20 protein-coding genes are annotated in these 24,425 nt (G+C 67.8%); 11 read left to right on the top strand and 9 right to left on the bottom strand.

Annotated elements, in window-relative coordinates; all coding sequences use genetic code 11:
• The first annotated feature begins 97 nt into the window (after window positions 1-97).
• Window positions 98-964 carry a pirin family protein gene (locus AC3WLY_RS17415; protein WP_072435977.1) on the top strand — a complete coding sequence of 289 codons (867 nt, stop codon included), beginning with the start codon at window positions 98-100 and terminating at the stop codon, window positions 962-964.
• Between the two features lie 138 nt (window positions 965-1,102).
• A complete protein-coding gene (locus AC3WLY_RS17410) occupies window positions 1,103-1,594 on the top strand; it encodes a GNAT family N-acetyltransferase (RefSeq protein WP_034183122.1) in 492 nt (163 codons plus the stop codon).
• A 22-nt stretch (window positions 1,595-1,616) separates the two neighbouring features.
• Here AC3WLY_RS17410 and AC3WLY_RS17405 read toward each other — a convergent pair whose 3' ends face one another.
• From AC3WLY_RS17405 to AC3WLY_RS17395, 3 genes are read right to left on the bottom strand one after another with little or no spacing between them, the layout of a single operon-like run.
• Window positions 1,617-2,486 carry a cytochrome c oxidase assembly protein gene (locus AC3WLY_RS17405; protein WP_111017504.1) on the bottom strand — a complete coding sequence of 290 codons (870 nt, stop codon included), beginning with the start codon at window positions 2,484-2,486 and terminating at the stop codon, window positions 1,617-1,619.
• A gap of 10 nt (window positions 2,487-2,496) precedes the next feature.
• Window positions 2,497-2,943, bottom strand: a complete 447-nt coding sequence (locus AC3WLY_RS17400) for a copper chaperone PCu(A)C (RefSeq protein ID WP_492309163.1) — start codon at window positions 2,941-2,943, stop codon at window positions 2,497-2,499.
• A gap of 12 nt (window positions 2,944-2,955) precedes the next feature.
• Entirely contained in the window at window positions 2,956-3,591 is a 636-nt protein-coding gene (locus tag AC3WLY_RS17395; protein WP_425130313.1) for an SCO family protein, read from the bottom strand.
• A gap of 284 nt (window positions 3,592-3,875) precedes the next feature.
• Between AC3WLY_RS17395 and otsB the strand changes: the two genes are divergently transcribed.
• Together otsB and otsA are read left to right on the top strand one after the other, a co-directional pair.
• The gene (gene otsB / locus AC3WLY_RS17390; RefSeq protein WP_175962321.1) at window positions 3,876-4,628 is read left to right on the top strand and encodes a trehalose-phosphatase; all 753 of its coding nucleotides are present in this window, start codon (window positions 3,876-3,878) and stop codon (window positions 4,626-4,628) included.
• Complete coding sequence (gene otsA, locus AC3WLY_RS17385) at window positions 4,625-6,004, top strand: alpha,alpha-trehalose-phosphate synthase (UDP-forming) (RefSeq protein WP_175962322.1); 1,380 nt, start codon at window positions 4,625-4,627, stop codon at window positions 6,002-6,004. The genes otsB and otsA overlap by 4 nt, the downstream gene beginning before the upstream one ends.
• Window positions 6,005-6,128: 124 nt before the next feature.
• Here otsA and AC3WLY_RS17380 read toward each other — a convergent pair whose 3' ends face one another.
• Window positions 6,129-7,961, bottom strand: a complete 1,833-nt coding sequence (locus AC3WLY_RS17380; protein ID WP_175962323.1) for an ABC transporter ATP-binding protein — start codon at window positions 7,959-7,961, stop codon at window positions 6,129-6,131.
• Window positions 7,962-8,525: 564 nt separating this feature from the next.
• Between AC3WLY_RS17380 and AC3WLY_RS17375 the strand changes: the two genes are divergently transcribed.
• The 3 genes from AC3WLY_RS17375 (at window position 8,526) to AC3WLY_RS17365 (ending at window position 11,131) form a co-directional block, all read left to right on the top strand.
• On the top strand, window positions 8,526-9,590 hold the full coding sequence (locus AC3WLY_RS17375; protein ID WP_006476459.1) for a glycosyltransferase family 4 protein: 1,065 nt from the start codon (window positions 8,526-8,528) through the stop codon (window positions 9,588-9,590).
• Window positions 9,591-9,817: 227 nt separating this feature from the next.
• Complete coding sequence (locus AC3WLY_RS17370; protein ID WP_175962324.1) at window positions 9,818-10,627, top strand: hypothetical protein; 810 nt, start codon at window positions 9,818-9,820, stop codon at window positions 10,625-10,627.
• A gap of 39 nt (window positions 10,628-10,666) precedes the next feature.
• A complete protein-coding gene (locus AC3WLY_RS17365) occupies window positions 10,667-11,131 on the top strand; it encodes a DUF2214 family protein (protein ID WP_175962325.1) in 465 nt (154 codons plus the stop codon).
• 216 nt (window positions 11,132-11,347) lie between these two features.
• On the opposite strand, the gene gudD is transcribed toward AC3WLY_RS17365, so the two are convergent.
• Window positions 11,348-12,700, bottom strand: a complete 1,353-nt coding sequence (gudD, locus tag AC3WLY_RS17360; RefSeq protein WP_175962326.1) for a glucarate dehydratase — start codon at window positions 12,698-12,700, stop codon at window positions 11,348-11,350.
• 360 nt (window positions 12,701-13,060) lie between these two features.
• On the opposite strand from gudD, the gene AC3WLY_RS17355 reads away from it, so the two are divergent.
• A complete protein-coding gene (locus tag AC3WLY_RS17355; protein ID WP_034183131.1) occupies window positions 13,061-13,822 on the top strand; it encodes a FadR/GntR family transcriptional regulator in 762 nt (253 codons plus the stop codon).
• A gap of 137 nt (window positions 13,823-13,959) precedes the next feature.
• Here AC3WLY_RS17355 and AC3WLY_RS17350 read toward each other — a convergent pair whose 3' ends face one another.
• The 3 genes from AC3WLY_RS17350 to pdxY form a co-directional block, all read right to left on the bottom strand.
• Window positions 13,960-15,108 carry a branched-chain amino acid ABC transporter substrate-binding protein gene (locus tag AC3WLY_RS17350; RefSeq protein ID WP_175962327.1) on the bottom strand — a complete coding sequence of 383 codons (1,149 nt, stop codon included), beginning with the start codon at window positions 15,106-15,108 and terminating at the stop codon, window positions 13,960-13,962.
• A gap of 370 nt (window positions 15,109-15,478) precedes the next feature.
• Window positions 15,479-17,623, bottom strand: coding sequence for a phosphocholine-specific phospholipase C (locus tag AC3WLY_RS17345; protein WP_492332700.1), 2,145 nt, complete (start codon window positions 17,621-17,623; stop codon window positions 15,479-15,481).
• A 292-nt stretch (window positions 17,624-17,915) separates the two neighbouring features.
• Window positions 17,916-18,776, bottom strand: a complete 861-nt coding sequence (pdxY, locus tag AC3WLY_RS17340; protein ID WP_492309165.1) for a pyridoxal kinase PdxY — start codon at window positions 18,774-18,776, stop codon at window positions 17,916-17,918.
• A 173-nt stretch (window positions 18,777-18,949) separates the two neighbouring features.
• Between pdxY and AC3WLY_RS17335 the strand changes: the two genes are divergently transcribed.
• Window positions 18,950-20,011: an alpha/beta fold hydrolase gene (locus AC3WLY_RS17335; RefSeq protein WP_492309166.1), complete on the top strand. Its 1,062-nt coding sequence runs from the start codon at window positions 18,950-18,952 to the stop codon at window positions 20,009-20,011.
• Window positions 20,012-20,031: 20 nt separating this feature from the next.
• Here AC3WLY_RS17335 and AC3WLY_RS17330 read toward each other — a convergent pair whose 3' ends face one another.
• Window positions 20,032-21,030, bottom strand: coding sequence for an LLM class flavin-dependent oxidoreductase (locus AC3WLY_RS17330; RefSeq protein WP_492309167.1), 999 nt, complete (start codon window positions 21,028-21,030; stop codon window positions 20,032-20,034).
• A gap of 638 nt (window positions 21,031-21,668) precedes the next feature.
• Here AC3WLY_RS17330 and hpnI point away from each other — a divergent pair.
• A complete protein-coding gene (gene hpnI / locus AC3WLY_RS17325; protein WP_310136901.1) occupies window positions 21,669-22,844 on the top strand; it encodes a bacteriohopanetetrol glucosamine biosynthesis glycosyltransferase HpnI in 1,176 nt (391 codons plus the stop codon).
• 158 nt (window positions 22,845-23,002) lie between these two features.
• Window positions 23,003-24,424, top strand: coding sequence for a hopanoid biosynthesis associated radical SAM protein HpnJ (gene hpnJ, locus AC3WLY_RS17320; RefSeq protein ID WP_059774191.1), 1,422 nt, complete (start codon window positions 23,003-23,005; stop codon window positions 24,422-24,424).
• Window position 24,425 lies beyond the last annotated feature (1 nt).

The following is a 24,425-nucleotide window of genomic DNA, read 5'->3' as shown; positions in this document are numbered from 1 at the left end:
TGAGTGCGATTTTGGCAGTCTACCGGATCGGTCGTTCCACCTCTATATTCATGCTCAGGATGCGAAACACGTGTTTCGCCGCAATTTGGAGAGGGCAATGAAGAAGATCCAGGGTGTGTACAGTGCACCGCGCGGCCATTGGGTCGGTGACGGTTTCCCGGTGCGTTCGATGTTCAGCTACCAGTCTCACGGCGCGCACCTGAGCCCGTTCCTGCTGCTCGACTACGCGGGCCCCGCGACGTTCGAGCCGGCTTCGGCTCCGCGCGGTGTCGGCGAGCATCCGCATCGCGGGTTCGAAACGGTGACGATCGTCTATGACGGCGAAGTCGCGCACCGCGACTCGACCGGCGCGGGCGGCGTGATCGGCCCGGGCGATGTGCAGTGGATGACGGCCGCGAGCGGGATTCTGCACGAGGAATTCCACTCGGAGGCATTCACGAAGCGTGGCGGCCCGCTCGAGATGGTGCAGCTGTGGGTGAACCTGCCCGCTGCGGACAAGATGGGCGCACCCGGCTACCAGACGCTGCTGAACGCGGACATCCCCGTGGTCGAATTGCCGGACGGCGCGGGGCGTGCGCGGATCATCGCGGGCGAACTCGACGGGCGGCGCGGCCCGGCCCGCACGCACACGCCGATCGACGTGTGGGACGTGCGGCTCGTGGCAGGCGGCCATGCGCGGTTCCCGGTCGCCGACGGGCGCACGCTCGCGGTGGTCGTGCTGAGCGGCACGGTGCAGGTGAACGGCGAGACGGTCGCCCGCGAAGCGCAGTTCGTGCAGCTGGGTCGCGACGGCCGCGACGTCGAGATCGAAGCGAACGGCGACGCGAAGCTGCTGATCCTGAGCGGCGAGCCGATCGACGAGCCCGTCGTCGGTTACGGGCCGTTCGTGATGAACTCGCAAGCGGAGATTCGTACCGCGATCGAGGATTTCAACAGCGGCCGCTTCGGCAAGATGCCGGCATGACGGACCGACCCCGCGCAATGCGGGGCCTTTTTTGCGCGCGGGCGTTACGCGCGGGCGGACGGTCGCGCGTCGCGCGTGCTTCGAGGCATAATCAGCGGTTGCCGCGCGCCGGCCGGCGCGCCCGAATCAGGACCGCACATGAACGCATCCGCACCCGCCGCATCCCCGAGCGCCGCCGATCTCGACTGGCGCTGGAAATCCTTCGACGCGCTGACGGCGCGCGAAATCTATTCGATCCTCGAAGCGCGCAGCGCGGTGTTCGTGGTCGAGCAGAACTGCGTGTATCGCGACATCGACGATGCGGACCAGGCCGCGTGGCACCTGGCCGCATACGATCCGGCCGGCCGCCTGGCTGGCTATCTGCGCGTGCTGCTGCCCGATGCGCAGAACACCGACGTGCGCATCGGCCGCGTGCTGACGACCGCCGCGTTTCGCGGCGCGGGCCTCGGCAACGGGCTGCTGTCGCGCGCGCTCGAGCATATCCGCGCGCAGTGGCCGGATACGCCCGTGAGCCTGCATGCGCAGGCCCACTTGCAGCGCTTTTACGGCGCATTCGGCTTCACGCCGAGTTCGGACGTGCACGACGAGGACGGCATCCCGCACGTGTGGATGAGCAGCACGCGCGCGTGATGCGCGCCGCGCCGCGCGGCAGTCAGTGCGCGGTGCGCGCCACCGATGGCTGGTCCGCGCGCTGCACGGCCCGTTCGCCGATCAGGCGCCCGCGCGCGGACAGCCGCAGCCAGTGCCGCAGCGCGATCAGCGCGCCGATCACGCTCATCATCGAGCCGGGAATCCACAGCAGCAGGCCGCCGATCTGCTGGTCGCGCAGCGGGCTCAGCCACGTGAACGCGCGGCCGCAGATCGAGTAGATCGGATACAGCTCGTGCGGCGTGAAGAAGATCAGCGCGCCGAGCGCGATCTGCGGCGGGATCGCCGCGACGACGATCAGGATCCGGCGGCCGGGCGACAGCCGCGCGGGCGGCGCGGGGCGCGGATCGACGACGAGCCACCAGAACAGCAGCCCGTCGATCACCATGCTCCAGTTCATCACACGATAGAGGCGCCAGTCGAGCATCGCGATGAAGTGGATCGGCGACAGCAGCCAGAAATAGATCAGCCCGACGAACAGCACGACCGCGACGACGGGATGGAACACCACGTCGAGCGTCGCGCGCACGGGCGCCCACGCGAGCGCGGGGCGCACGAAGCGCTGCCGCCAGCGAAACGGGATGCCCGCGCGAATCGCCGCGCCCGGATAGGACAGCGCGATGAAGAACGGCCCGAGGTGGTGCAGCACGAGGTGCTGCGCGCGGTGCAGGAAGAACTCGTGCTCGAAGAAATAGTCGAGCCGCGTATGCAGCGCGATGTAGAGCGCCGTCAGCCCGAACCAGAACGAGAACTGCCGTAGCGGCGACACCTTCGCCTTCTTCACGCCGCGCGCGAACAGCACGGCGGCCGTCAGCACCGCGATGACGACGGTCGGCGACGGTTCCCACGGATCGAGCCAGTACAGGAGGTTCATCGCGCGCGCATCACTTCGCCTGGGCCGGCGACTTCACGGCGAACGGCGTGTCGACGGTTTCGCCGTCGGAGAATTTCAGGCGCAGGTGCACGGTGTCGCCCGGCTTGATCGCGTGCTTCGGCTCCTCGAGCATGAAGTGATAGCCGCCCGGCGCGATGTCGACCTTGCCGCGCGCGGGGATCGTCAGCTTGTCGACCATTTCCATCTTCTGCGTCGAGCCGTTCGAGACGGTCTGGTGCAGCATCGTCATCCCGTAGTCGGGGCTGTCGACATCGACGAGATCGACCGGCTTGTCGCCCGTGTTCACGAGCGTCACGTAGCCGCCGGCCGGCAGCTTGTTCGGCAGCCACCGCACCCACGCGTTCTGCGCGGTGATCGTGCCGGCGGCATAGGCCTGGGCGCTGGCGCACAGCGCAGCGAGTAGAGCGAACGTCTTGAGGGTCGTCTTCGTCTTCATGTCGGAATGCATTCAGGTAGTGGAGGCGGTGTCGATGATCCGGCGCACATCGGCGGCGATGGCGTCGGGCGAGTCGCGGTCGGTCGCGAGCAGGCGCGCGCGGCCGCTCGCGTCGAAGATGTAGACGGCCGAGCTGTGCGTGACTTCGTAGCCGCCGGACGGATCGCGTTTTTCCATCTGGTACGCAACGCGATAGCGCTTTGCGAGCGATTCGATCTGGCGGTCGGTGCCGGTCAGGCCGCGCGCATGCGCGGGGTCGAACGCGGCGACATACGACTGCATCGCCTGCGGCGTGTCGCGCGCGGGATCGACGGAGACGAACAGGATGCGCGCGTCGTTCGCCTGCGGGCCGAGCTTCGCGAGCACTTCCATCAGCCGCGCCATCGTTTCGGGGCAGACATCGGGGCAGTGCGTGTAGCCGAAGTAGACGAGCGCGACGCGGCCGCGGAATGCATCGGCTTCGACGGGATGGCCGTCGCCGCCCGTCAGCGTGAACGACAGGTCGGGCAGGTGGCCGGTGACGTTGGTCAGGTTCCAGCGCGGCTCGTCGTGCGTGCACGCGGCGAGCGCCGCGGCGGCGGCGAGGGCCGCGGCCGTGCGGATGAAACGGGAGAAGCGCCGGCGCGGCGCGGGACGGGCAGACGGCATCCTGGGGCTCGATCGGACGGAATGGTGTGGCCGGCCGGCGCGGCGCCATGCGTCGCGCGGCAGGCGGTTGCGACTGTAGCGCAATTCGCGCGCCTGCGTCCTTTCGAAACCGGTACGGCGCGGGCGAGCGGGGCAATATGTCGCAGTTGACGCGGCTGGCGGCGCGCTGCTTGCGATGCGCCGGTTTCGCCCAACTCGATGCGCAGGCGCGGTAAGATGCGCACAATTCCATTCGCGCAGCGGCAGCCCGGCGTTTGCCGGCCGCCCCTCACATTATCGAATCGATGCAATCCGTTCCGGCTTCCCTGTCCCTGACCGATACCGCGTTCTTCTTCGACTTCGACGGCACGCTCGTCGAACTGGCGCCGACGCCCGACAGCATTCACGTTCCGCCGTCGCTGCTGACGCTGCTCGACGAGCTGCGCCGCCGCTCGCACGGCGCGGTCGCGATCGTGTCCGGGCGCGGCATCGACAACCTCGACACGTTCCTGAAGATGCCCGGCCTGCCGATCGCCGGCCTGCACGGCGCGGAGCGCCGCGATGCGAACGGCGACACGCAGCGCATCGGCTTCAACGACGAACGTCTGCTGCGCATCGAGCGCGAGCTCGCGGCCGTCGTCGACCGTCATTCGGGCATGCTGCTCGAAATCAAGGGCGCGGCCGTCGCGCTGCACTATCGCAACGCGCCCGAGCGCGAGGCGGTTGCGCGCGAAGCGGCCGAGCGCCTCGTCGCCGAATACGCGGATGCGTATGTGCTGCAGCCCGGCAAGATGGTGTTCGAGATCAAGCCGAAGGGTGTCGACAAGGGGCGCGCGCTGGCCGCGTTCCTCGACGAGCCGCCGTTCGCGGGCCGCATGCCGCTGTTCGCGGGCGACGACCTGACCGACGAGAAGGGCTTCGCGGTGGTCAACGCGCGCGGCGGCCTGTCGATCAAGGTCGGCGCGGGCGAGACGTCCGCCCGCATGCGGCTCGACTCGGTCGACGCGCTGCACGAGCAGATCGCGTGCTGGCTTGGCGCGGGGCTGCCGCACGCATGAGCCGGCTCATCATCGTTTCAAACCGCGTCGCCCCGATTTCGGAAGGCGAACCGGCGGCGGGCGGCCTCGCGATCGGCGTCTACGATGCGCTGAAGGAGACGGGCGGCATGTGGTTCGGCTGGAGCGGCGAGGTCGTCGCCTCCGGCGCGCCGCAGATCCGCATCGAGGAGCGCGGGCCCGTGACGTTCGCGACCGTCGGCCTGTCGCGCCGCGATTACGACCAGTATTACCGCGGCTTCTCGAATGCGACGCTGTGGCCCGCGTTCCATTACCGCGCGGACCTGATCCAGTACGACCGCCACGAATTCGACGGCTATCGCCGCGTCAACGTGTGGCTTGCGCAGCAGCTCGTGCCGCTGCTGCAGGACGACGACGTGATCTGGGTGCACGACTATCACCTGATCCCGTTCGCACGCGCGCTGCGCGAGGCCGGCGTGAAGAATCGCATCGGCTTCTTCCTGCACATCCCGTTTCCGGCCGCGCAGGTGCTCGTCAACGTGCCGCCGCACCGCGAGCTCGTCGAGTCGCTGTGCGCGTTCGACCTGCTCGGTTTCCAGACCGAGCCCGATCTGCGCGCGTTCTGCGACTACGTCGAATTCGAGGCGGGCGGCGAAGTCGAACGCGACGGCCGCACGGTGCGCGTGCGCGCGTTCGGCCAGACGCTGCGCGCGGCCGCCTATCCGATCGGCGTATATCCGGACGAGATCGCGACGCTCGCGCAAGCGGGCGAGCACGGCAAGGCCGTACGCACGCTCGCGACGTCGTTGCGCGGGCGGCAACTGATCATGAGCGTCGACCGGCTCGATTATTCGAAGGGGCTCGTCGAGCGGTTCCGCGCGTTCGAGAAACTGCTCGAACACCAGGCGTCGATCCGCAACCGCGTGTCGTTCCTGCAGATCGCACCGTCGACGCGCGCGGACCTGCGCGCATACCAGGACATCCGCCTGCAGCTCGAAGCGGAGTCGGGGCGCATCAACGGACGTTACGCGGAGCTCGACTGGGCGCCGATCCTCTACATTCACCGCCAGTACGACCGCCAGGTGCTGGCCGCGCTGTACCGGCTCGCACGCGTGGGTTTCGTGACGCCGCTGCGCGACGGGATGAACCTCGTCGCGAAGGAGTACGTTTCCGCGCAGAATCCGGACGATCCGGGCGTGCTCGTGCTGTCGCGCTTCGCGGGCGCCGCGCGCGAGCTGACGGGCGCGCTGATCGTCAATCCGATCGATATCGACGGGATGGCCGATGCGCTGTCGCAGGCGCTGACGATGCCGCTCGCCGAGCGGCGCGCGCGTTACGCGGACATGATCGCGCAGCTTCGCGAGAACAACGTGTCGGTGTGGCGCGACAACTTCCTGCGCGATCTGCAGCATGGCTAGCCGGTAGGTCCGACGCATCGCGCGGCGCATTCCGCGTCATGCCGTGCGGTCGTTCCCGATGCAATGAAAAAAGCCGCAGTGCGTGAAGCACTGCGGCTTTTTTTATCGGCTGCGCGCAAACGCGTCAGGCCACGCGTTCGCCGGTCGGCGTGCTGCCGTCGGGTGCCGCGTGATGGCGGCCGTGCTGCTTCGCGAGCAGGTCGCGATACAGGCCGGGGCGGTTGCGCAGTACTTCGGGGCTGCCGTCGTCGATCACCTTGCCGTTGCTCATCACGATGATCCGGTCGAAGTTGCGCAGCGTCGACAGGCGGTGGGCGATCGCGATCACCGTGCGGCCGACCATCAGGCGGTCGAGCGCGCTCTGGATCGCTTCCTCGGATGCGCTGTCGAGCGCCGACGTCGCTTCGTCGAGCAGCAGGATCGGCGCATCCTTCAGGATCGCGCGCGCGATCGCGATGCGCTGGCGCTGGCCGCCCGACAGCTTGACGCCGCGGTCGCCGACGATCGTGTCATAGCCTTCCGGCATCGCCTCGATGAACTCCGCGCAGCGCGCGTCGCGCGCGGCGGCGAGCACTTCGTCGCGGGTCGCGTCGGGGCGGCCGTACGCGATGTTGTCGTAGATCGTCCGGTGCAGCAGCGAGATGTCCTGCGGCACGAGCGCGATCGCGTGGCGCAGGCTGTCCTGCGTGATCGCCTTCACGTCCTGGCCGTCGACCTTCACGACGCCGTCCTGCGTGTCGTAGAAACGCTGCAGCAGCGCGAGCACGGTCGACTTGCCGGCGCCCGACTTGCCGATCAGGCCGACGCGCTGGCCCGGTTCGATATGGAGATCGAAGTGGTCGAGGATCGCACGGCGGTGCGGATACGCGAACGTCACGCGCTCGAAGGCGACGCGGCCGCCCTTGGCCGACAGCGGCTGCGCATCGGAGCGGTCCTGCATCCCGTGCGGCTCGAGCAGCGTCTTCACGGCTTCGGACAGCCGTGCGACGTGCTGCGTGACGTCGACGAGCGCAACCGCGAGATCGCGCGTGCCGTGCAGGATCGTGAAGCCGAGCGAGCTGACGAGCACGATGTCGCCCGACGTCGCGCGGCCCTGGTCCCACAGCCACAGTGCCCAGCCGAGCAGGCCGGCGGACAGCATCGCGGTGATCACCGCGTGCAGCAGGCGCAGTTTCTCGAGATAGAGCAGGCTCTGCTGGCGCGCGTCCATCTCGGCCTTGACCGTCGCGCCGAAACGTTTCTGCTCGCGCAGCGTCATCCCGAACGCACGCACGAGGCCCATGTTGCCGATCACGTCGACGAGTTCGCCGTCGACCGCCGCGGCCTTTGCCGCGAACGCATGGTGGCGGGCCGAGCCGCGCCCGGCAAGTTTGAACAGGATGACGGACAGCACGGCCGAGCAGCCGAGCAGGCCGGCGGCCATCAGCGGATTGACGACGATGATCATCAGGATCGCGCCCATCACCGCGATGCACGGCGGCAGCACGTTCCACGCCATCGTGTTCTCCGACGTGTAGACCGCGTTCGACGTGGCCGTGATGCGGCTCGCGAGCGTGCCGGGCTGTTTTTCCGAGTAGTAGGTCGGCGAATGGCCGATCAGGTACTGGAACAGGTCGCGCCGCAGGTCGCCGGTGACCGCGACGAACGTGTGCGCGGCGACCCAGCCGCCGACCCGCCACAGCAGGTTGTCGGCCGCGATCAGCCCGACGAGCAGCGCGAACGCGCTCCACAGCGGGCCCGGGTGATGGCGCCCGGTCGCCAGCACGTCGATCAGGTGCTTGATCGCGTATTGCGAGCCGAGTGCGCAGCCGACGGCGGCCAGCACGCTGCAGAGCACGATGAGGTGTGCGACGGGATGCAGGCGGATGTAGCGGAACAGGAACGCGATCGGCCGGTGCGCGTAGCTCGACAGCTTCGCGTTGTGGGCGTTGCGCTGGGCAGGGGTGAGAGATTCCAAAATATGCGTGCGGTGATTCGGTGGTTGAGCGTTGCGGCTGGATCGCATGCCGGCGTTCGCCCGGACTGAATAATCCGGCATTGTAAACAACGCATGCGCTGCGCTGCGCGAATCTTGCCTTGGCCAGGGGCTCGCGATCGATTTTGAGATAAAATCCGGCATCCCGTCCTGCCTCATCTGCCGGAATCACGCTGCCGGCAGTCACGGGTGACCAGGATCGCCAAAAGGGCCTTCCACTCTAGAACGGACACCCAAGTCCGCGGGTTGCAAAGTGTTGCGCCTTTGTAACAAAGTAAAGTGTTTGAAATGTTGTGCGCCGTATCGGGATTAACCCTAGATAATCGGCTCCGGGTTCGATTCCAGGTTTTTTTACGAACCCCTGTCAACGGGTCTTCGTTTCAAACGTTCTATGCCTGTCGCGTCGCCGACGCTCCTTGAGCAGCGCGGGTTCGACGCCCCCGGCAGGCTGATTCGTCCGATTTTTCGGACGAAATGCATCCAGCCCGGACCGCCGGCAGGTTGCCGACCCAACCTGGTTTTTAGCCGATTTTTTAGGAGTTACGCATGCGAATCGCCCAAATCGCTCCGTTGCACGAAGCAGTTCCCCCGAAGCTGTACGGCGGTACCGAGCGAGTGGTGTCCTACCTCACCGAAGCACTTGTCGAGATGGGGCATGACGTCACGCTCTTCGCGAGCGGCGATTCGCAAACCTCCGCGAAGCTCGAAGCGTGCTGGCCGCAGGCGCTGCGCCTCGACCCGACGATCCGCGACGTGATGGCACCGCACATGCTGCTCCTCGAGCAGGTGCGCCGCCGCGCGGAAGAGTTCGATGTCCTGCACTGCCACATCGACTACTACCCGTTCTCGCTGTTCTCGCGCCAGCCGGTTCCGCATCTGACGACGATGCACGGCCGTCTCGACCTGCCGGAACTGCAGCCGATCTTCAACGCATTCAGCGACGTGCCGGTCGTGTCGATCTCCGACAACCAGCGCATCCCGCTGCCGCAGGCGAACTGGCTGTCGACCGTTTATCACGGCCTGCCGGAAAACCTGCTGACGCCGATCCCGAACGTGAAGCCGAGCTATCTCGCGTTCCTCGGCCGCATCTCGCCGGAGAAGCGCGTCGACACGGCGATCCGCATCGCCGAGCAGGCCGGCCTGCCGATCAAGATCGCCGCGAAGCTCGACAAGGCCGACCGCGCGTACTACGAAGAGAAGATCAAGCCGCTGTTCGCGCTGCCGCACGTCGAGTACATCGGCGAAATCAGCGAGTCCGAAAAGACCGAATTCCTCGGCAACGCGCACGCGCTGCTGTTCCCGATCGACTGGCCGGAGCCCTTCGGCCTGGTGATGATCGAGGCGATGGCATGCGGCACGCCGGTGATCGCGTTCAAGCGCGGCTCGGTGCCGGAAGTGATCGACAACGGCGTGTCGGGCTTCGTCGTCGAAGACGAACTGTCGGCCGTCGCGGCGCTCAAGCGCCTCGATACGCTGCCGCGCGAGAAGGTCCGCGCCGCGTTCGAAGCACGTTTCTCGTCGAAGGTGATGGCGCAGAACTACGTGAAGGGCTACGAGGAACTGCTGCGCCAGAAGCGCCGCACCGTGCTCCGCGAAGTCAACGCAAGCTGATTCGCCGGCCGCCGCCGCGCGGCCGTCATCGACGCCCCGTCCGGGTTCCCGGCGGGGCGTTGTCACATCTGCGGCGCGGATCTGTTGTATTCTCGCCGCGCCCGATGCCGCGAACGGCCCATGAAGCGGCCGGGCACGCCATCCGGCCGTCTGTCCAGACGGTAATGTCCCTATAATGGCCGTGCCGTGAAATCCGGCCCCGCACGATCATCCAGAGGAGAGCAGTCTTGGCGAGAACGAAAACCACGCGCGCAGCGCCGGCTCCCGGCGCCGGTGTGATCTTCGCGTTGCGCGCGATCGGTCTCGTGCTGCTCGCGCGCTGGCTGTTCTCGATGTCCCAGATGGGCTATCGGGCGTCGCTGTCGGCGATGGTGTCGTCGCCGTGGGCGTTCGTCTACCTCGTGCTGATCTTCCTGCTGCTCGCGTTGCCGGGTGCCGTCGCGCGCGCCGAGCGGCCGTTTCATCCGCTGCCGCAATGGCTGCGCCAGGCGCTGCGCGTCTTCGCGCTGATCGGCTTCCTGTTCGCCGTCTGGTCGATCGGCGCGTTCGCATGGGCGGCCGGCTGGCGCCGCGCGTTGCATGCGGTGACGGCGACCAACGGCTGGCTCGTCGCCGCGCCGGCGCTCTATGCGGCGATCGTCTGGATCTGCCGTCCGCGGCCGCTGTGGCGGACCAACGTGGCGGCACGCCGCTTCGCGGTCGGCCGCTACGCGATTTCGCTCGACGTGCTGACGCGTACCGCGATCGTCTGGATGGAAAGCCGCAAGGTCGGCCAGTACGACGCGCGCGAGCTGTCGGTGCGCTGGCCCGGCCGGGCGGCGCCCGTCGCGGGCGATCTGGGCGCGCCGGACGCGCAGCCGGCGGCCGTGCCGCCACGCCGCGGCGGCCTGTTCCGGCGGCCGAAGGTGGAGTTGCTGTGGGATTCGCCGGCAGCCGTCGGCCATAACCGGCAGATCGTGATGCGCGCGCCGCTTGCGACCGAGGGCGACCGCGTCGCGGTGCTCGCGCTCGACGCGGCGCTCAAGCAGATCGTCTGACACGGCTCGCGCACCGGGCGCGGGCGACAAGGAGGTGCAATGATCGTCCGTTGGTTGCTGGCTGCCGTTCACCTGAGCGCGTTCGCCGTCGCGTTTGCCGCGATCGCGGGACGCAACCGCGCATTTCGCCGGCTCATCGCGTCGGCGCAGGCGGCCGACTTGCCCGCCGTATTCAAGGCCGATGCTGCCTGGGGGCTGTCGGCGCTCGTGCTGATCGTGACGGGGCTGATGCGCGCGTTCGGCGGTTTCGAGAAAGGCACCGCGTACTACCTGCACGAACCGCTCTTTCATCTGAAGATGACCGCGCTCGTGCTGATCCTGCTGCTCGAGGTCGTGCCGATGCTCGGGCTGATCCGCTGGCGTGTCGCCGCGCGGCAGCAGCAGATGCCCGATATCGGCCGCGCACGCACCTATGTGCGGATCGGCCATTGGCAGGCCGTGCTGCTGGTCGTCATCGTGTTCGCCGCATCGGGGATGGCGCGGGGGATTGGGGCGGCCGGCTAGGGATGGCCGGGTAGCGGTAGCTGGATAGGTGCGGCCGGCCAGGTGCGGCCGGCGAGGTCTGGCTCGGCAGGTCCGGCATAGCCGCAAGCAACCGTCCGGATCTCGTTCCACCTGCACCGCCTCTCCAGCCCGACATCAGCCGGGCCGGCCTCGAACTGCACCATTCCTTCGGATTTCGTCCCGGCCGGGCGAGGCCGTCGCCCGGTCCGTCCACGCTCAGCGCACGAGGCAGGGGCGCTTGTTGTTGAACGTCCAGCCCGGAATCAGATACTGCATGGCCGCCGCGTCGTCGCGGGCGCCGAGTCCGTGCTGCTGGTACAGCTCGTGCGCGACCGCGACCGCATCCATGTCGATGTCGATGCCGAGCCCCGGCCGCTTCGGCACGTCCACCAGCCCGTTCTCGATCTTCAGCGGTTCGCGCGTCAGCCGTTCGCCGTCCTGCCAGATCCAGTGCGTGTCGATTGCGGTGACCTGGCCCGGCGCGGCGGCCGCGACATGCGTGAACATCGCGAGCGATACGTCGAAGTGGTTGTTCGAGTGCGAGCCCCACGTGAGACCCCAGTCGCGGCACATCTGCGCGACGCGCACCGAACCCTGCATCGTCCAGAAGTGCGGATCGGCGAGCGGGATGTCGACAGCCTGAAGCTGCACCGCGTGACCCATTTGCCGCCAGTCGGTCGCAATCATGTTGGTCGCCGTCGGCAATCCCGTCGCGCGACGGAATTCGGCCATCACCTCGCGGCCCGAGTAACCGTTCTCCGCACCACACGGATCTTCCGCATAGGCGAGCACGTGATGCTGGTCGCGGCACAGCCGCACAGCCTCGTCGAGCGACCACGCGCCGTTCGGATCGAGCGTCACGCGCGCGTCGGGGAAGCGTTCGGCGAGCGCCGTCACGGCCTCGATCTCGCTCGCGCCTTCGAACACGCCGCCTTTCAGCTTGAAGTCGTTGAAGCCGTAGCGCGCATGCGCGGCCTCGGCGAGCCGCACGACCGCCTCGGGCGTCAGCGCCGGCTCGTCGCGCACGCGGGTCCAGTCGTCGGTCGCACCGCTGCCGTCGCGATAGGGCAGCGCTGTCTTCGTGCGGTCGCCGACGTAGAACAGGTAGCCGAGCATTTCGACGCGCTCGCGCTGCTGGCCTTCGCCGAGCAGCGCGGCGACCGGCACGCCGAGATGCTGGCCGAGCAGGTCGAGCAGCGCGGCTTCGAGCGCGGTGACCGCGTGGATCGTCGTGCGCAGGTCGAAGGTCTGCAGCCCGCGGCCGCTCGCGTCGCGGTCGGCGAAGGTGCGCCGCACGTCGTTGAGCACCGCGTGGTAATTGCCGACCGGCTGGCCGACGACGAGCGCGCGCGCATCGTCGAGCGTGCGGCGGATGCTTTCGCCGCCCGGCACCTCGCCGACGCCGGTCCGGCCCGCGCTGTCCTTCAGGATCACGAGGTTGCGGGTGAAGAACGGGCCGTGCGCGCCGCTCAGGTTGAGCAGCATGCTGTCGTGGCCGGCGACCGGAATCGCTTGCAGGTCGACGATGCGCGGCGTGTCGTGGGAAGGCGAGGCTGTGACGGCGTTCATGGGCGGCGATGGCGAAAGGGTGGGCAATGCCGTGCGGCAAAAGCTTTGCCGCGCGCGGCGGGAGGTGCGATCATTCGACAACCGACGTGCGCGGCGCGCAAGGCCCGCATGTCGACAGCAAACCCGGAACGGGGTGGGAGCGACAACCGGACCAGCGAAGCGCAGAACGCGAACGCTGGCTGATCGAACGCATGGGACCGGGCAGGCGCCGGAACGCCGGCTTGAGTCGACAGGAGATCCATGCGCCAATCATCAGTCGTCGGATGACTTGTGACGCAGTATAATGAATCATCGGCTTTCGCTCAAACCCCGCGTAAACCCTCGGCTCACATTACGATCATTCTAAAAGGAACCGGCCTCATGTCCGTGCCTACGTTTCCCGCAGCGCCGCGCCGTCGCGCACGCAGCCTCGCACAAGATGTCGTCGACGCGCTGACCGCGCAGATCGAAAACGGCACGCTGCGTCCCGGCGACAAGCTGCCGACCGAAACCGAAGTCATGGCGGCGCAGGGTGTGAGCCGCACGGTCGTGCGCGAGGCGATCTCCCGGATGCAGGCGAGCGGCCTCGTCGAAACGCGCCACGGCATCGGCAGCTTCGTGCTGGAGCCGTCGCGCCGCCAGGCGCTCGGCATCGATCCCGCGACGATCACGACGCTGCGCGACGTGCTCGCGGTGCTCGAGTTGCGCATCAGCCTCGAGAGCGAGTGCGCGAGCCTCGCCGCGCAGCGCGCGAACGATACCGACCTCGCCGCGTTGCGGCGTGCGCTCGACGCGATCGCGACGGGCGCGGGCGGCGGCCGCGACACGGCGCAGCTCGACTACCAGTTCCACCTGCAGATCGCGCAGTCCACCGGCAACCGCTACTTCGTCGACATCATGACGCAGCTCGGCACGTCGATCATCCCGCGCACGCGCGTGAATTCGGCGCGCTTTGCCGGCGACGACCTCGAGCGCTACGTCGGCCGGCTGAATCACGAGCACGAGGATATCTACGAGGCGATCGCGCGCCACGACCCGGAGGCCGCCCGCGCCGCGATGCGCACGCACCTCACCAACAGCCGCGAGCGGCTGCGCCGCGCGCACGAGGCGGCCGAGGCCGAGCGCGACACACAGGCCAATTGATGCGCCGAGCAGTGCGGCCCGCGTTGCCGCGGGCCCGATTGCATCGCGCCAACATCAGTCGTCATATGAGATCGACGTAACTTCGCCGGTCTCCGGGGCCGGACGGCGTTTCCACCGCCGGCCGCCGACACCGCCGATCAGCCTCCCTTCGTCACGATCGTCTTCCACGCGCCGCTCTTCACCTGGTACAGCGTCGACATCCCGCTCTTCAGCGAGCCGTCGTTCGCGAACGAGATGCGGCCGGTGACCCCTTCGAAGTCGACCTTCTTGAGCACCGGGCGATAGACCTTCGGGTCGGTCGAGCCGGCCGCCTGCATCGCCTTGATCGCCGCCCAGGCCGCGTCGTAGCCGAACTGCGCGTACGACAGCACGTCGACGCCGAAGCGCTTCTTGAAGCGCTGTTCGAAATCCTTGCCTTGCGGCAGTTCGTCGAGCGGCCGGCCGTATTCCCACGCCATAGCGCCTTCGGCAGCCGGGCCCGCGATCTTGATGAACTCGTTGTCTTTCACACCGCCGCCGCCGACGAACTGCGCGTTCAGCCCGAGCTGGCGCATCTGCTTGACGAAGTTCGCGGCGAGCGAATCGAGGCCGCCGAAGAAGATCAGGTCGGGGTTCTTGCCCTTCAGGCTCGTGATCTGCGCGCGAAAGTCGACCGCCTGGTTGTTGGTGAACTCGCGGCCGATGATCGTGCCGCCGGCAGCCTTCACGGCCTTCTCGAACTCGTCGGCCTCGCCCTGGCCGAACGCGGTGCGGTCGTCGATGATCGCGATGCGCTTCGCCTTCGTCACGTCGACCGCATACTTGCCCGCGTTGCCGGCGTTCTGGCCGTCGGTCGCGATCACCATGAACATGTTCGCGAGCCCGCGCGACGTGAGCGTCGGGTTGGTCGCGGCGGGATCGATCACCGGGATGCCGGCCTTGTCGTAGACGACCGACGCCGGAATCGTCGTCCCCGAGTTGAAGTGGCCGACCACGACCGACACGTTCTGGTCGACGAGCGCCTGCGCGGCCTGCACGCCGATGCGCGGGTCGGCCTGGTCGTCCTGCACGACGAGATTGAAGTGCACGGGTTTGCCGGCGATCTGCACCTTCTGCGCGGCGGCGTCATCGAGCGCGAGCTGCACGCCGTTCTGCAGGTCCTTGCCGTAGCCGGCGTTCACGCCCGTGAGCGGCGCGGCGAAGCCGACCTTCACGTCGGTTGCGTCGGCGGCGCGGGCGGCCTGTTGCGAGAGGAGGGCAAGCGCGGATGCAATCGACACCGACAGCAGGGAATGACGGAATTTCATGTGGTTCCTCTTGTTCGATACCTGCGAGTGGGTACCGCACGCGCTCGGGCGGGCCGGGCGCGTGCGACGGGCGGGCGGTTCGACCGCTTCTCGGAATCGGGCGGGGAGGTCGGCATCGTGATCCTCGGAAGATTCTCCCGTCAGGCTCCGCAAAGAGCCCCGATCGCTTCGATATATAGGTCGCCGATATGCACGGGTCTTGGCAATTTGCCGCGCATTCGATGAGGATTTGCGCACAGCTTCCGCGCGTGCGGTGGCGGCCGGTATCGGGAGTTTCCCGTCGCGAACGGAACGGGCGGGGAGGAGGGAGAGCGGGGCAGGGCTAAGACGCGGCACGGCCCGCCGGGGCCGCGCCGCGTGTGGGACACCGTCAGTCGGACAGCGCGTCCGATGCGGCCTCGGCGTCGCTGTGCGACGACGTCGTGCGGATCGCCGGGTCGCTCGTGCTCGGGCGGCCCGTCTCGACGTGGCCGGCGAAGCGGCGCTGGAAGCCGAGCGGCTTGCCGTCGCTGACGGTCAGGTCGTACCAGCCATGGCTGCCGCGCAGGTCCCAGTAGTCGTCGACCCGCGCGCCCGGTGCGAGGTCGAACGTGCGCGCGTGGCCGTGGCCGTAAGCGTTCGTGACCTTGAGCCGCACGGCCTTGTGGCCGCGGTTCATCAGGCGCAGCGTGATGTTGCCGTTCGCGACGTCGTAGCCGTAGATCACCTCGGGGTTGACGCTCGCGGGGCCGACCGCCGACGCGGCGGGGCTGCGGAAGTGGCAGTAGAAGCCGTTCGGGCCGTACACGTCGAGGTCATACAGGCCGAGCGACGGCGCGGGGCTCCACGTGTCGGAGATCCGCTTGCCGGCGTCGACCGTGTAGGTCCACGGGCCGTCGACGCGGTTGCGCGCCTGGACCTGGAACGCCGCGCCGGCGGCGCCGGTGTTCGCGAAGGTCAGCCGGAACTGGCCGCTCGCGTTGTCGATCCGCCCGTGCACGAACAGTTCGTACGGCAGCGCGCGCGCCGGACGCAGGCCGTGCTCCTGCTTAGGCAGATGCTGGACGACCGGCGGCACCGGGATATAGTCGGGGTGACGATTGCGGTCGGGCGGCGCGTAGCCGGTCGTGTCCGGGAGTTGCGGCCAGCTTGCGTCGGGCGTCGAGAAGTCGAACGCGGACGTCAGGTTGCCGCACACCGTGCGGCGCCACGGCGACACATTGGCCGCGGTGACCGCATACTGCGCGCCGAACCGCGCCTCGATGAATTGCAGCAGCGACGTGTGATCGAAGGTCTGCGAGCAGACCCAGCCGCCCTTGGTCCACGGCGACACGACGAGCATCGGCACGCGCGGCCCGAGCCCATACGGGCCAGCCATGTGCGACGCGTCGCCGGCGAACACCTCGTTGGTCGTCTCGACGGTCGACAGCCCGTTGTCGCGCGATTGCGGCGCGAACGGCGGCGGCACGTGGTCGAAGAAACCGTCGTTTTCGTCGTACGTGATGAACAGCGCGGTCTTGCTCCACACGTCGGGATTCGACACGAGCGCCTTCAGCACCTGCTCGATGTACCACGCGCCGTAGTTCGCGGGCCAGTTCGGGTGCTCGGAATACGCTTCCGGCGCGCAGATCCACGACACCTGCGGCAGCGTGCCGTTCTTCACGTCCTGCTGCAGCACGTCGAACAGCGTGCCGCCCGCGCTGATGTTGGTGCCGGTGCGCGCCTTCTCATACAGCGGCGTGCCGGGCAGCGCGGTGCGGTACTGGTTGAAGTAGAGCAGCGCGTTGTCGCCGTAGTTGCCGATGTACGGGTTTTGCGTCCAGCCCCACGAGCCGTTCGCGTCGAGCCCCGTGCCGACGTCCTGGTAGATCTTCCACGACACGCCGGCCTGTTCGAGCACTTCCGGATAGGTCTTCCAGCCGTAGCCCTTTTCCTCGTTGCCGAGCACCGGGCCGCCGCCCGTGCCGTCGTTGCCGACGTAGCCCGTCCACATGTAGTAGCGGTTCGGGTCGGTCGAGCTCGGGATCGCGCAGTGGTACGCATCGCAGATCGTGAACGCGTCGGCGAGCTGGTAATGGAACGGGATGTCGTCGCGCTTCAGGTAAGCCATCGTCGTGGTGCCCTTGTTCGGCACCCACTGATCGTAGCGGCCCTTGTTCCACGCGGCGTGCATGTCCTGCCAGCCGTGCGGCAGGTCCTGCAGGAACTGCAGGCCGAGCTTGTCCGCGCCGGGGTGGAACGGCAGCAGCTCGGCCGGGCCGACCGGCTGGTGGAACACCGACTTGCCGTTCGCGAGACGCAGCGCGCGCGGGTCGCCGAAGCCGCGGACACCGCGCATCGTGCCGAAGTAGTGGTCGAACGAACGGTTCTCCTGCATCAGGATCACGATGTGTTCGATGTCGCGGATCGTGCCGGTGCGGCGGTTTGCGGGAATCGCAAGCGCATCGCGGATCACGGGCGGAAACAGGTTCAGCGCGGCGGCGCCGGCGGTGCCGGCGGCGACGCGCAGGAAGTCACGACGGTTCGATCGGGTCATGGTCGTTATCGTGCGGTAAAGAGGGGAGCCGATTGGCGGGACCTACGGGAAGGGCGCGTCCGGGTCGCAGGATGCGGCTGCGCGGGGGCGTGCCGACGCGAGCATAGCGAGGAATCGGTGTCATTCATGTGAAGTCCGGAATCGTTTGCACATGCATCGGGCCGGCATCGGGATGCGTATCGCCGGCGGTTATGGTGCAGCAGGGAAAGCAGGGAAAGCAGGGAAAGCAGGAAAGCAGGAAAGCAGGGCGGCGCGCATGCGCGCCGGCGAAGCGGAGGTCGGTGCGGGCGCGTCAGGCGTCCGTCACCCACGCGCCGAACCATTCGCTCGGGCGTGCGATCTCGTCCTGCGCGGCGACGAGTTCGAGTTCGTAGCGGCGCGCATCATAGGTGGCCTTCACGACCGCGTGCACGGCCGCGAGCGTATGCTCGAACGCGGCGCGCACGGAGTCGCCGCGCAGCCGGCGCGCGACGAACACCGCGCTGGTGAGGTCGCCGACGCCGACCGGATGGCGCGGAAATGCGTATAACGGACGCTGGCCGATCCACGCTTCGGTTTCAGTGACCGCGAGCATGTTGAAGCGGTCGGCCGGGCTGTTGCGGTCGTGCAGGTGCTTGACGAGGATGATCTGCGGGCCGCGGCGGATCAGCGCGCGGCACGCGTCGACGGCTTCGGCGACGGTCTCGATGCGCCGCCCGACGAGCTTTTGCAGTTCGGTGTGGTTCGGCGACATGCCGTCCGCGAGCGCGGGCACCTCTTGGACCATTAATTCCTCGACGCCCGGCTCGGGCCGGATGCCGCCCGTCTGGCCCATCGCCGGATCGCAGAAGTACCACGCGTCCGGATTCATCGCCTTCACCGTGCGGACGATCTCGACTGCCGCGCGCGCCTGCGGCGGCGAGCCGAGGAAGCCGGACAGCACGGCGTCGCAGCGCTTGAGCGCGCCGATCGCGGCGATCCCGTCGACGAGCTGCTCCATCTTCGCGGCATCGATCGCGCTGCCGGCCCAGTGGCCGTACTGCATGTGGTTCGACAACTGGACGGTATTGAGCGGCCAGACGTTGACGCCGAGGCGCTGCATCGGGAACACGGCCGCACTGTTGCCGGCATGGCCGTAGATGACGTGCGACTGAATGCTGAGGACGTTTTTCATGGGAATCCGCCTGCAGGCGTTCCAGGGTCACGTCACACGATACCCGAGTTCGTCGCGCACGCGGAAGTCGCGCGGCCACCGAGTGTTGCGCGCCGTCGTCAGCCGACCGCGTAGAATCGCGGGGCGCGGCGCCGTCCGGCTGCCCGCGTGCGTTTCCAATCACCGTGACCGCCATGCCTTCGATTTGCAAGATGTTGTCCGTCGCGCGCGCCGCCCTGCTCGGCGCCGGCGTTGCCTTCGCATGCGCGACCGCCGCCGCCGAGGCCACCCCGGTGCCCGCCGGCAACGACGGGCCGGCGTACGGCCCGCGCCTGGAAGGCTTCACCTACCCGGAACCCCTGCACCGCTACGCGTTCGCGTCGCAGCGTGAAACCCTCGAGATGATTTACATGGACGTGCAGCCGGCGCACCCGAACGGCCGCACCGTCGTGCTGCTGCACGGCAAGAACTTCTGCGCGGGGACCTGGGAAGACACGATCGGCGTGCTGAGCCGCGCCGGCTATCGCGTGATTGCGCCGGACCAGATCGGCTTCTGCAAGTCGTCGAAACCCGATCGCTACCAGTACAGCTTCCAGCAGCTCGCGCGCAACACGCACGCGCTGCTGGAATCGATCGGCGTGAAATCGGCGACGATCGTCGGCCACTCGACGGGCGGGATGCTCGCGATGCGCTACGCGCTGATGTACCCGAAGGCGACCGACCAGCTCGTGCTCGTGAATCCGATCGGCCTGGAGGACTGGAAGGCGCTCGGCGTGCCGCCGCTGTCGGTCGACTACTGGTATGCGCGCGAGCTGAAGACGACGGCCGACGGCATCCGCCGCTACGAGCAGAGCACGTACTACGCGGGCAAGTGGTCGCCGTCGTACGAGCGCTGGGTGCAGATGCTCGCCGGGATGTATCGCGGCGCCGGCCGCGACGCGGTCGCGTGGAACTCCGCGCTGATCTACGACATGATCCTCACGCAGCCGGTGGTCTACGAATTCGGCGCGATCCGCGTGCCGACGCTGCTCATGATCGGCGACAAGGACACGACCGCGATCGGCAAGGATGTCGCTCCGCCCGACGTGCACGCGAAGCTCGGCCGCTATCCGGAACTCGCGAAGCGCACGCAGGCGGCGATCCCCGGCGCGCAGCTCGTCGAATTCCCGGCGCTCGGGCACGCACCGCAGATCCAGGATCCGGACGCATTCCACAAGGCGCTGCTCGACGCTCTGGAGGCCGCGCACCCGCAGTGATGCGGCGCGCGTTCGCGCCGTCAGCGCGTTTCGTTCGCGAGTTCGTCGCGGATCTGCGCGGCCAGTTCGAACGAGCGCAGCCGCGCGGCGTGATCGTAGATCTGCGCGGTGACGATCAATTCGTCCGCCCCCGTCTGCGCGATGCGATCGCGCAGCTTGTCGCGCACCGTGTCGCGCGAGCCGACCGCCGCGAAAGACAGCGAATGCGCGACGTTCGCGAGTTCGAGCTCGTTCGCCTCGAGCACGTCGACGGGCGGCGGCAGCTTGCCCGGCGTGCCGCGCCTCAGGTTGATGAACTGCTGCTGCAGCGACGTGAACAGGCGCCGCGCCTCGTCGTCGGTATCGGCCGCGAACACGTTGACGCCGACCATCGCGTGCGGCTTCGGCCATGCGGCCGACGGCCGGTACTGCGCGCGGTAGATCTCGAGCGCGCGCATCAGGTAGTCCGGCGCGAAGTGCGACGCGAACGCGAACGGCAGCCCGAGCATCGCGGCGAGCTGCGCGCTGAACAGGCTCGAACCGAGCAGCCACACGGGCACGTCGAGCCCCGCGCCGGGCACCGCGCGCACGCGCTGGCCGGGCGCCGGCTCCGCGAAATAGCGCAGCAGCTCGGCGACGTCGTCCGGAAACGAGTCGGCGCTGCCGATCAGGTCGCGGCGCAGCGCGCGCGACGTGGTCTGGTCGGTGCCGGGCGCGCGGCCGAGGCCGAGATCGATGCGCCCCGGATACAGCGACGCGAGCGTGCCGAACTGCTCGGCGATCACGAGCGGCGCGTGGTTCGGCAGCATGATGCCGCCGGACCCGACGCGGATCGTCTGCGTGGCGCCCGCGACATGGCCGATCACGACGGCGGTCGCCGCGCTCGCGATGCCGGGCATGTTGTGATGCTCGGCGAGCCAGTAGCGCTGGTAGCCCCAGCGTTCCGCGTGCTGCGCGAGATCGACGGTGTTGCGGAAAGCCTGCGAGGCGTCGGCGCCGGTCGGAATGGGGGCGAGATCGAGTACGGAAAACGGAGTCATCGGGTGGCCTTCGAAAGGGGCGCGCGGTGATGCGCTTACGCAACAAATGCCAAGGATTTTGCCAAAGGGTTCCGGAACGTGCTGGGCGCGCGCCGATACCCATGCGCGTCGCAGGGATGCAGGGTCGGATTCGATGATTGTTGCAAAAATCAATCCAATCGTTGGTTAATTACCAATCTTTACGGTAATTGGACGTGAATCCGCATCGACCGACAAATTTGCACGAAACGTTTGATTTTCAAGACTGCAATACGCCTGCAAAGTGCTTACGCTAACGTAAACGCGGTTGCGCCTGAATGGTTCGCCGGCCGCCCAGCTTTGCTGAAATTGCACCAGTCCGTTTCTCGTAGTGCCGAGCGCGGGGTGCCGCAGGCTGATAAAATCCGGCGCCTGCCCATGTTGTGCCGACGGTAGCCATTCGAGTCTTCCCGCATGCCCGTCCGGGCGTCGCGCGGAGATGCGCCATACGAAGCCGGGCATGGCAACACCCGAAGGCGGGTCGTGCCTCCCCCATATACAGACGCTGCTGGAACAAGGAGTCGGGTCGTGCCCGCGTTCGTCGCTGTCCGAATACCGCATCACGCTCAATCACGCTCAAGCGTTCGCCGTGGCGTTCAGGTCGCCGGGAGGCGTCGCGCATGACGCCGACCGCAACGCTGCTCGACTGGCTCCTGATCGCGTTCACGCTGGCCGCGGCCGGTTATGCGCTCGTCGCCGCGTTCGCGCCGCAGCCGCGCATGCCGCGCACGGCCGCGCGCGACGGCTACGAGCCGGTCAGCGTGCTCAAGCCGCTGTGCGGCGCGGAGCCGCACCTGTACGAAAACCTCGCGACCTTCTGCGAGCAGCGCCATCCGCGCCATGAAGTGCTGTTCGGCGTCGCGTCGGCGGCCGATCCGGCCATTGCCGTCGTCGAGCGGCTGCGTGCCGACTATCCCGAGTGCGACATCACGCTGGTGGTCGACTCGCGCGTGCACGGCAAGAACCTGAAGGTCAGCAACCTGATCAATCTCGCCGAGCGCGCGAAGTACGGCCGCATCGTGATCGCGGACAGCGACATCGCGGTGAAGCCCGATTATCTGGAGCGCGTGACGGCGCCGCTCGCCGACGTATCGGTCGGCGTCGTCACGTGCTTGTATCATGCGCGCAGCGTCGGCGGGTTCTGGACGCGGATCGGCGCGCAGTTCGTCGACGCCTGGTTCGCGCCGTCGGTGCGGATCACGCACCTCGGCCGCTCGAGCCGCTTCGGCTTCGGCGCGACGCTCGCGCTGACGCGCGACACGCTCGACCGGATCGGCGGCTTTCTCGCGCTGAAGGACGAGCTGGCCGACGATTTCTGGCTCGCCGAGCTGCCGCGCCGCCTCGGGCGGCGCACCGTGCTGTCGGAGGTCGACGTCGCGACCGACGTGATCGAGCCGTCGTTCGGGCCGCTGTGGCACCGCGAGACGCGCTGGCTGCGTACGATCCGGTCGCTGAACCCGGCCGGCTTCGCGTTCCTGTTCATCACATTTACCGCGCCGTGGCTCGCGATTGGCGCGGCGCTCGCGCTGCGTCTCGACGGAACCTTCGCCGGCACGCTGGCGGGCGCGGCGGCCGCCGTCGGCGCATTCGGGCGGCTCGTGCTGCACGCGCGCGGCGAGGACGGCTGGCGCGCGTTCTGGCGCGACCTGCCGCTCGTCGCGGTGCGCGACACGCTGCTCGCGCTCGAGTGGCTCGCGGCGGTGTTCGGCACGCACGTCGTGTGGCGCGGCGCAAGGATGACGGTCGTCGGCGGCGAACGCGCGACGGCGGCCGTGGAAGGGGTGGACGGCCGCTAGGGCCGCTCCCGGACGAACCCGGCCCGAGGGCCGAGACGCGCTGTGCGGCGAAGCCGCGCGGCGCGACATGACAGAGAGGCGGGCGCCGGCAGGGCGGCCCGCGGTTTTTTGACTGAATCGTTGAATCGAATCGAACTATGCAGGCTACCGGAGCATTCATGAAAACGCTGTTCTTGCAGGCCCCTTCGTATGACGGCTTCGACGGCGGAGCCGGCTCGCGCTATCAGGCGAAGCGCGAAATCCGTTCCTTCTGGTATCCGACGTGGCTCGCACAGCCGGCCGCGCTCGTGCCGGGCAGCCGCGTCGTCGACGCGCCGGCCGACGGCCTGTCGGTCGAGGAGACGCTGAAGATCGCGAACGACTACGATCTCGTGATCATCCACACGAGCACGCCGTCGTTCCCGACCGATGCGATGTTCGCGCAGGATCTCAAGAAGATGAAGCCGTCGATGCTGGTCGGCATGGTGGGCGCGAAGGTGATGGTCGATCCGCACAACTCGCTCACGGCAAGCGAGGCAATCGACTTCGTGTGTCGCGAGGAATTCGACTACACGTGCAAGGAAATCGCCGAAGGCAAGCCGTTCCCCGAGATCAAGGGCTTGAGCTGGCGCGCGAAGGACGGCTCGATCGAGCACAACGAAGCGCGTCCGATCCTCGAGAACATGGACGAACTGCCGTTCGTCGCGCCCGTCTACAAGCGCGACCTGAAGATCGACAACTACTTCATCGGCTACCTGAACTACCCGTACGTGTCGATCTACACGGGCCGCGGCTGCAAGTCGCGCTGCACGTTCTGCCTGTGGCCGCAGACGGTCAGCGGCCATCGCTACCGCACGCGCTCGGTCGAGAACGTGCTCGCGGAAGCGAAGTGGATCCGCGACAACATGCCGGAAGTGAAGGAACTGATGTTCGACGACGACACCTTCACCGACGACCTGCCGCGCGCCGAAGCCATCGCCATCGGTCTGGGCAAGCTCGGCATGACGTGGTCGTGCAACGCGAAGGCGAACGTGCCGTACAAGACGCTGAAGGTCATGAAGGAAAACGGCCTGCGCCTGCTGCTGGTCGGCTTCGAATCCGGCGACGACCAGATCCTCGTGAACATCAAGAAGGGCGTGCGCACGGATTTCGCGCGCCGCTTCAGCGCGGACTGCAAGAAGCTCGGCATCAAGATCCACGGTACCTTCATTCTCGGCCTGCCGGGCGAGACGCAGGAGACCATCAAGAAGACGATCGAGTACGCGAAGGAAATCAATCCGCACACGATCCAGGTTTCGCTCGCCGCGCCGTACCCGGGCACGACGCTCTACAAGCAGGCCGTGGAAAACGGCTGGATGGAAGAGAACAAGACCATCAACCTGGTGAGCAAGGAAGGCGTGCAGCTCGCGGCGATCGGCTATGCGCACCTGTCGCGCGACGAGATCTATCACCACCTCGAGCAGTTCTATCGCGAGTTCTACTTCCGTCCGTCGAAGATCTGGGAGATCGTCCGCGAGATGCTGACGAGCTGGGACATGATGAAGCGCCGCCTGCGCGAAGGCGTCGAGTTCTTCCGCTTCCTGCGCGCGCACGAGGCCTGAT

The sequence above is a fragment of the Burkholderia sp. FW306-1C-G01B genome, from assembly GCF_058781685.1.
The sequence above is the reverse complement of the archived record's forward strand: the minus strand, read 5'-3'. Positions and strand labels throughout refer to the sequence as shown.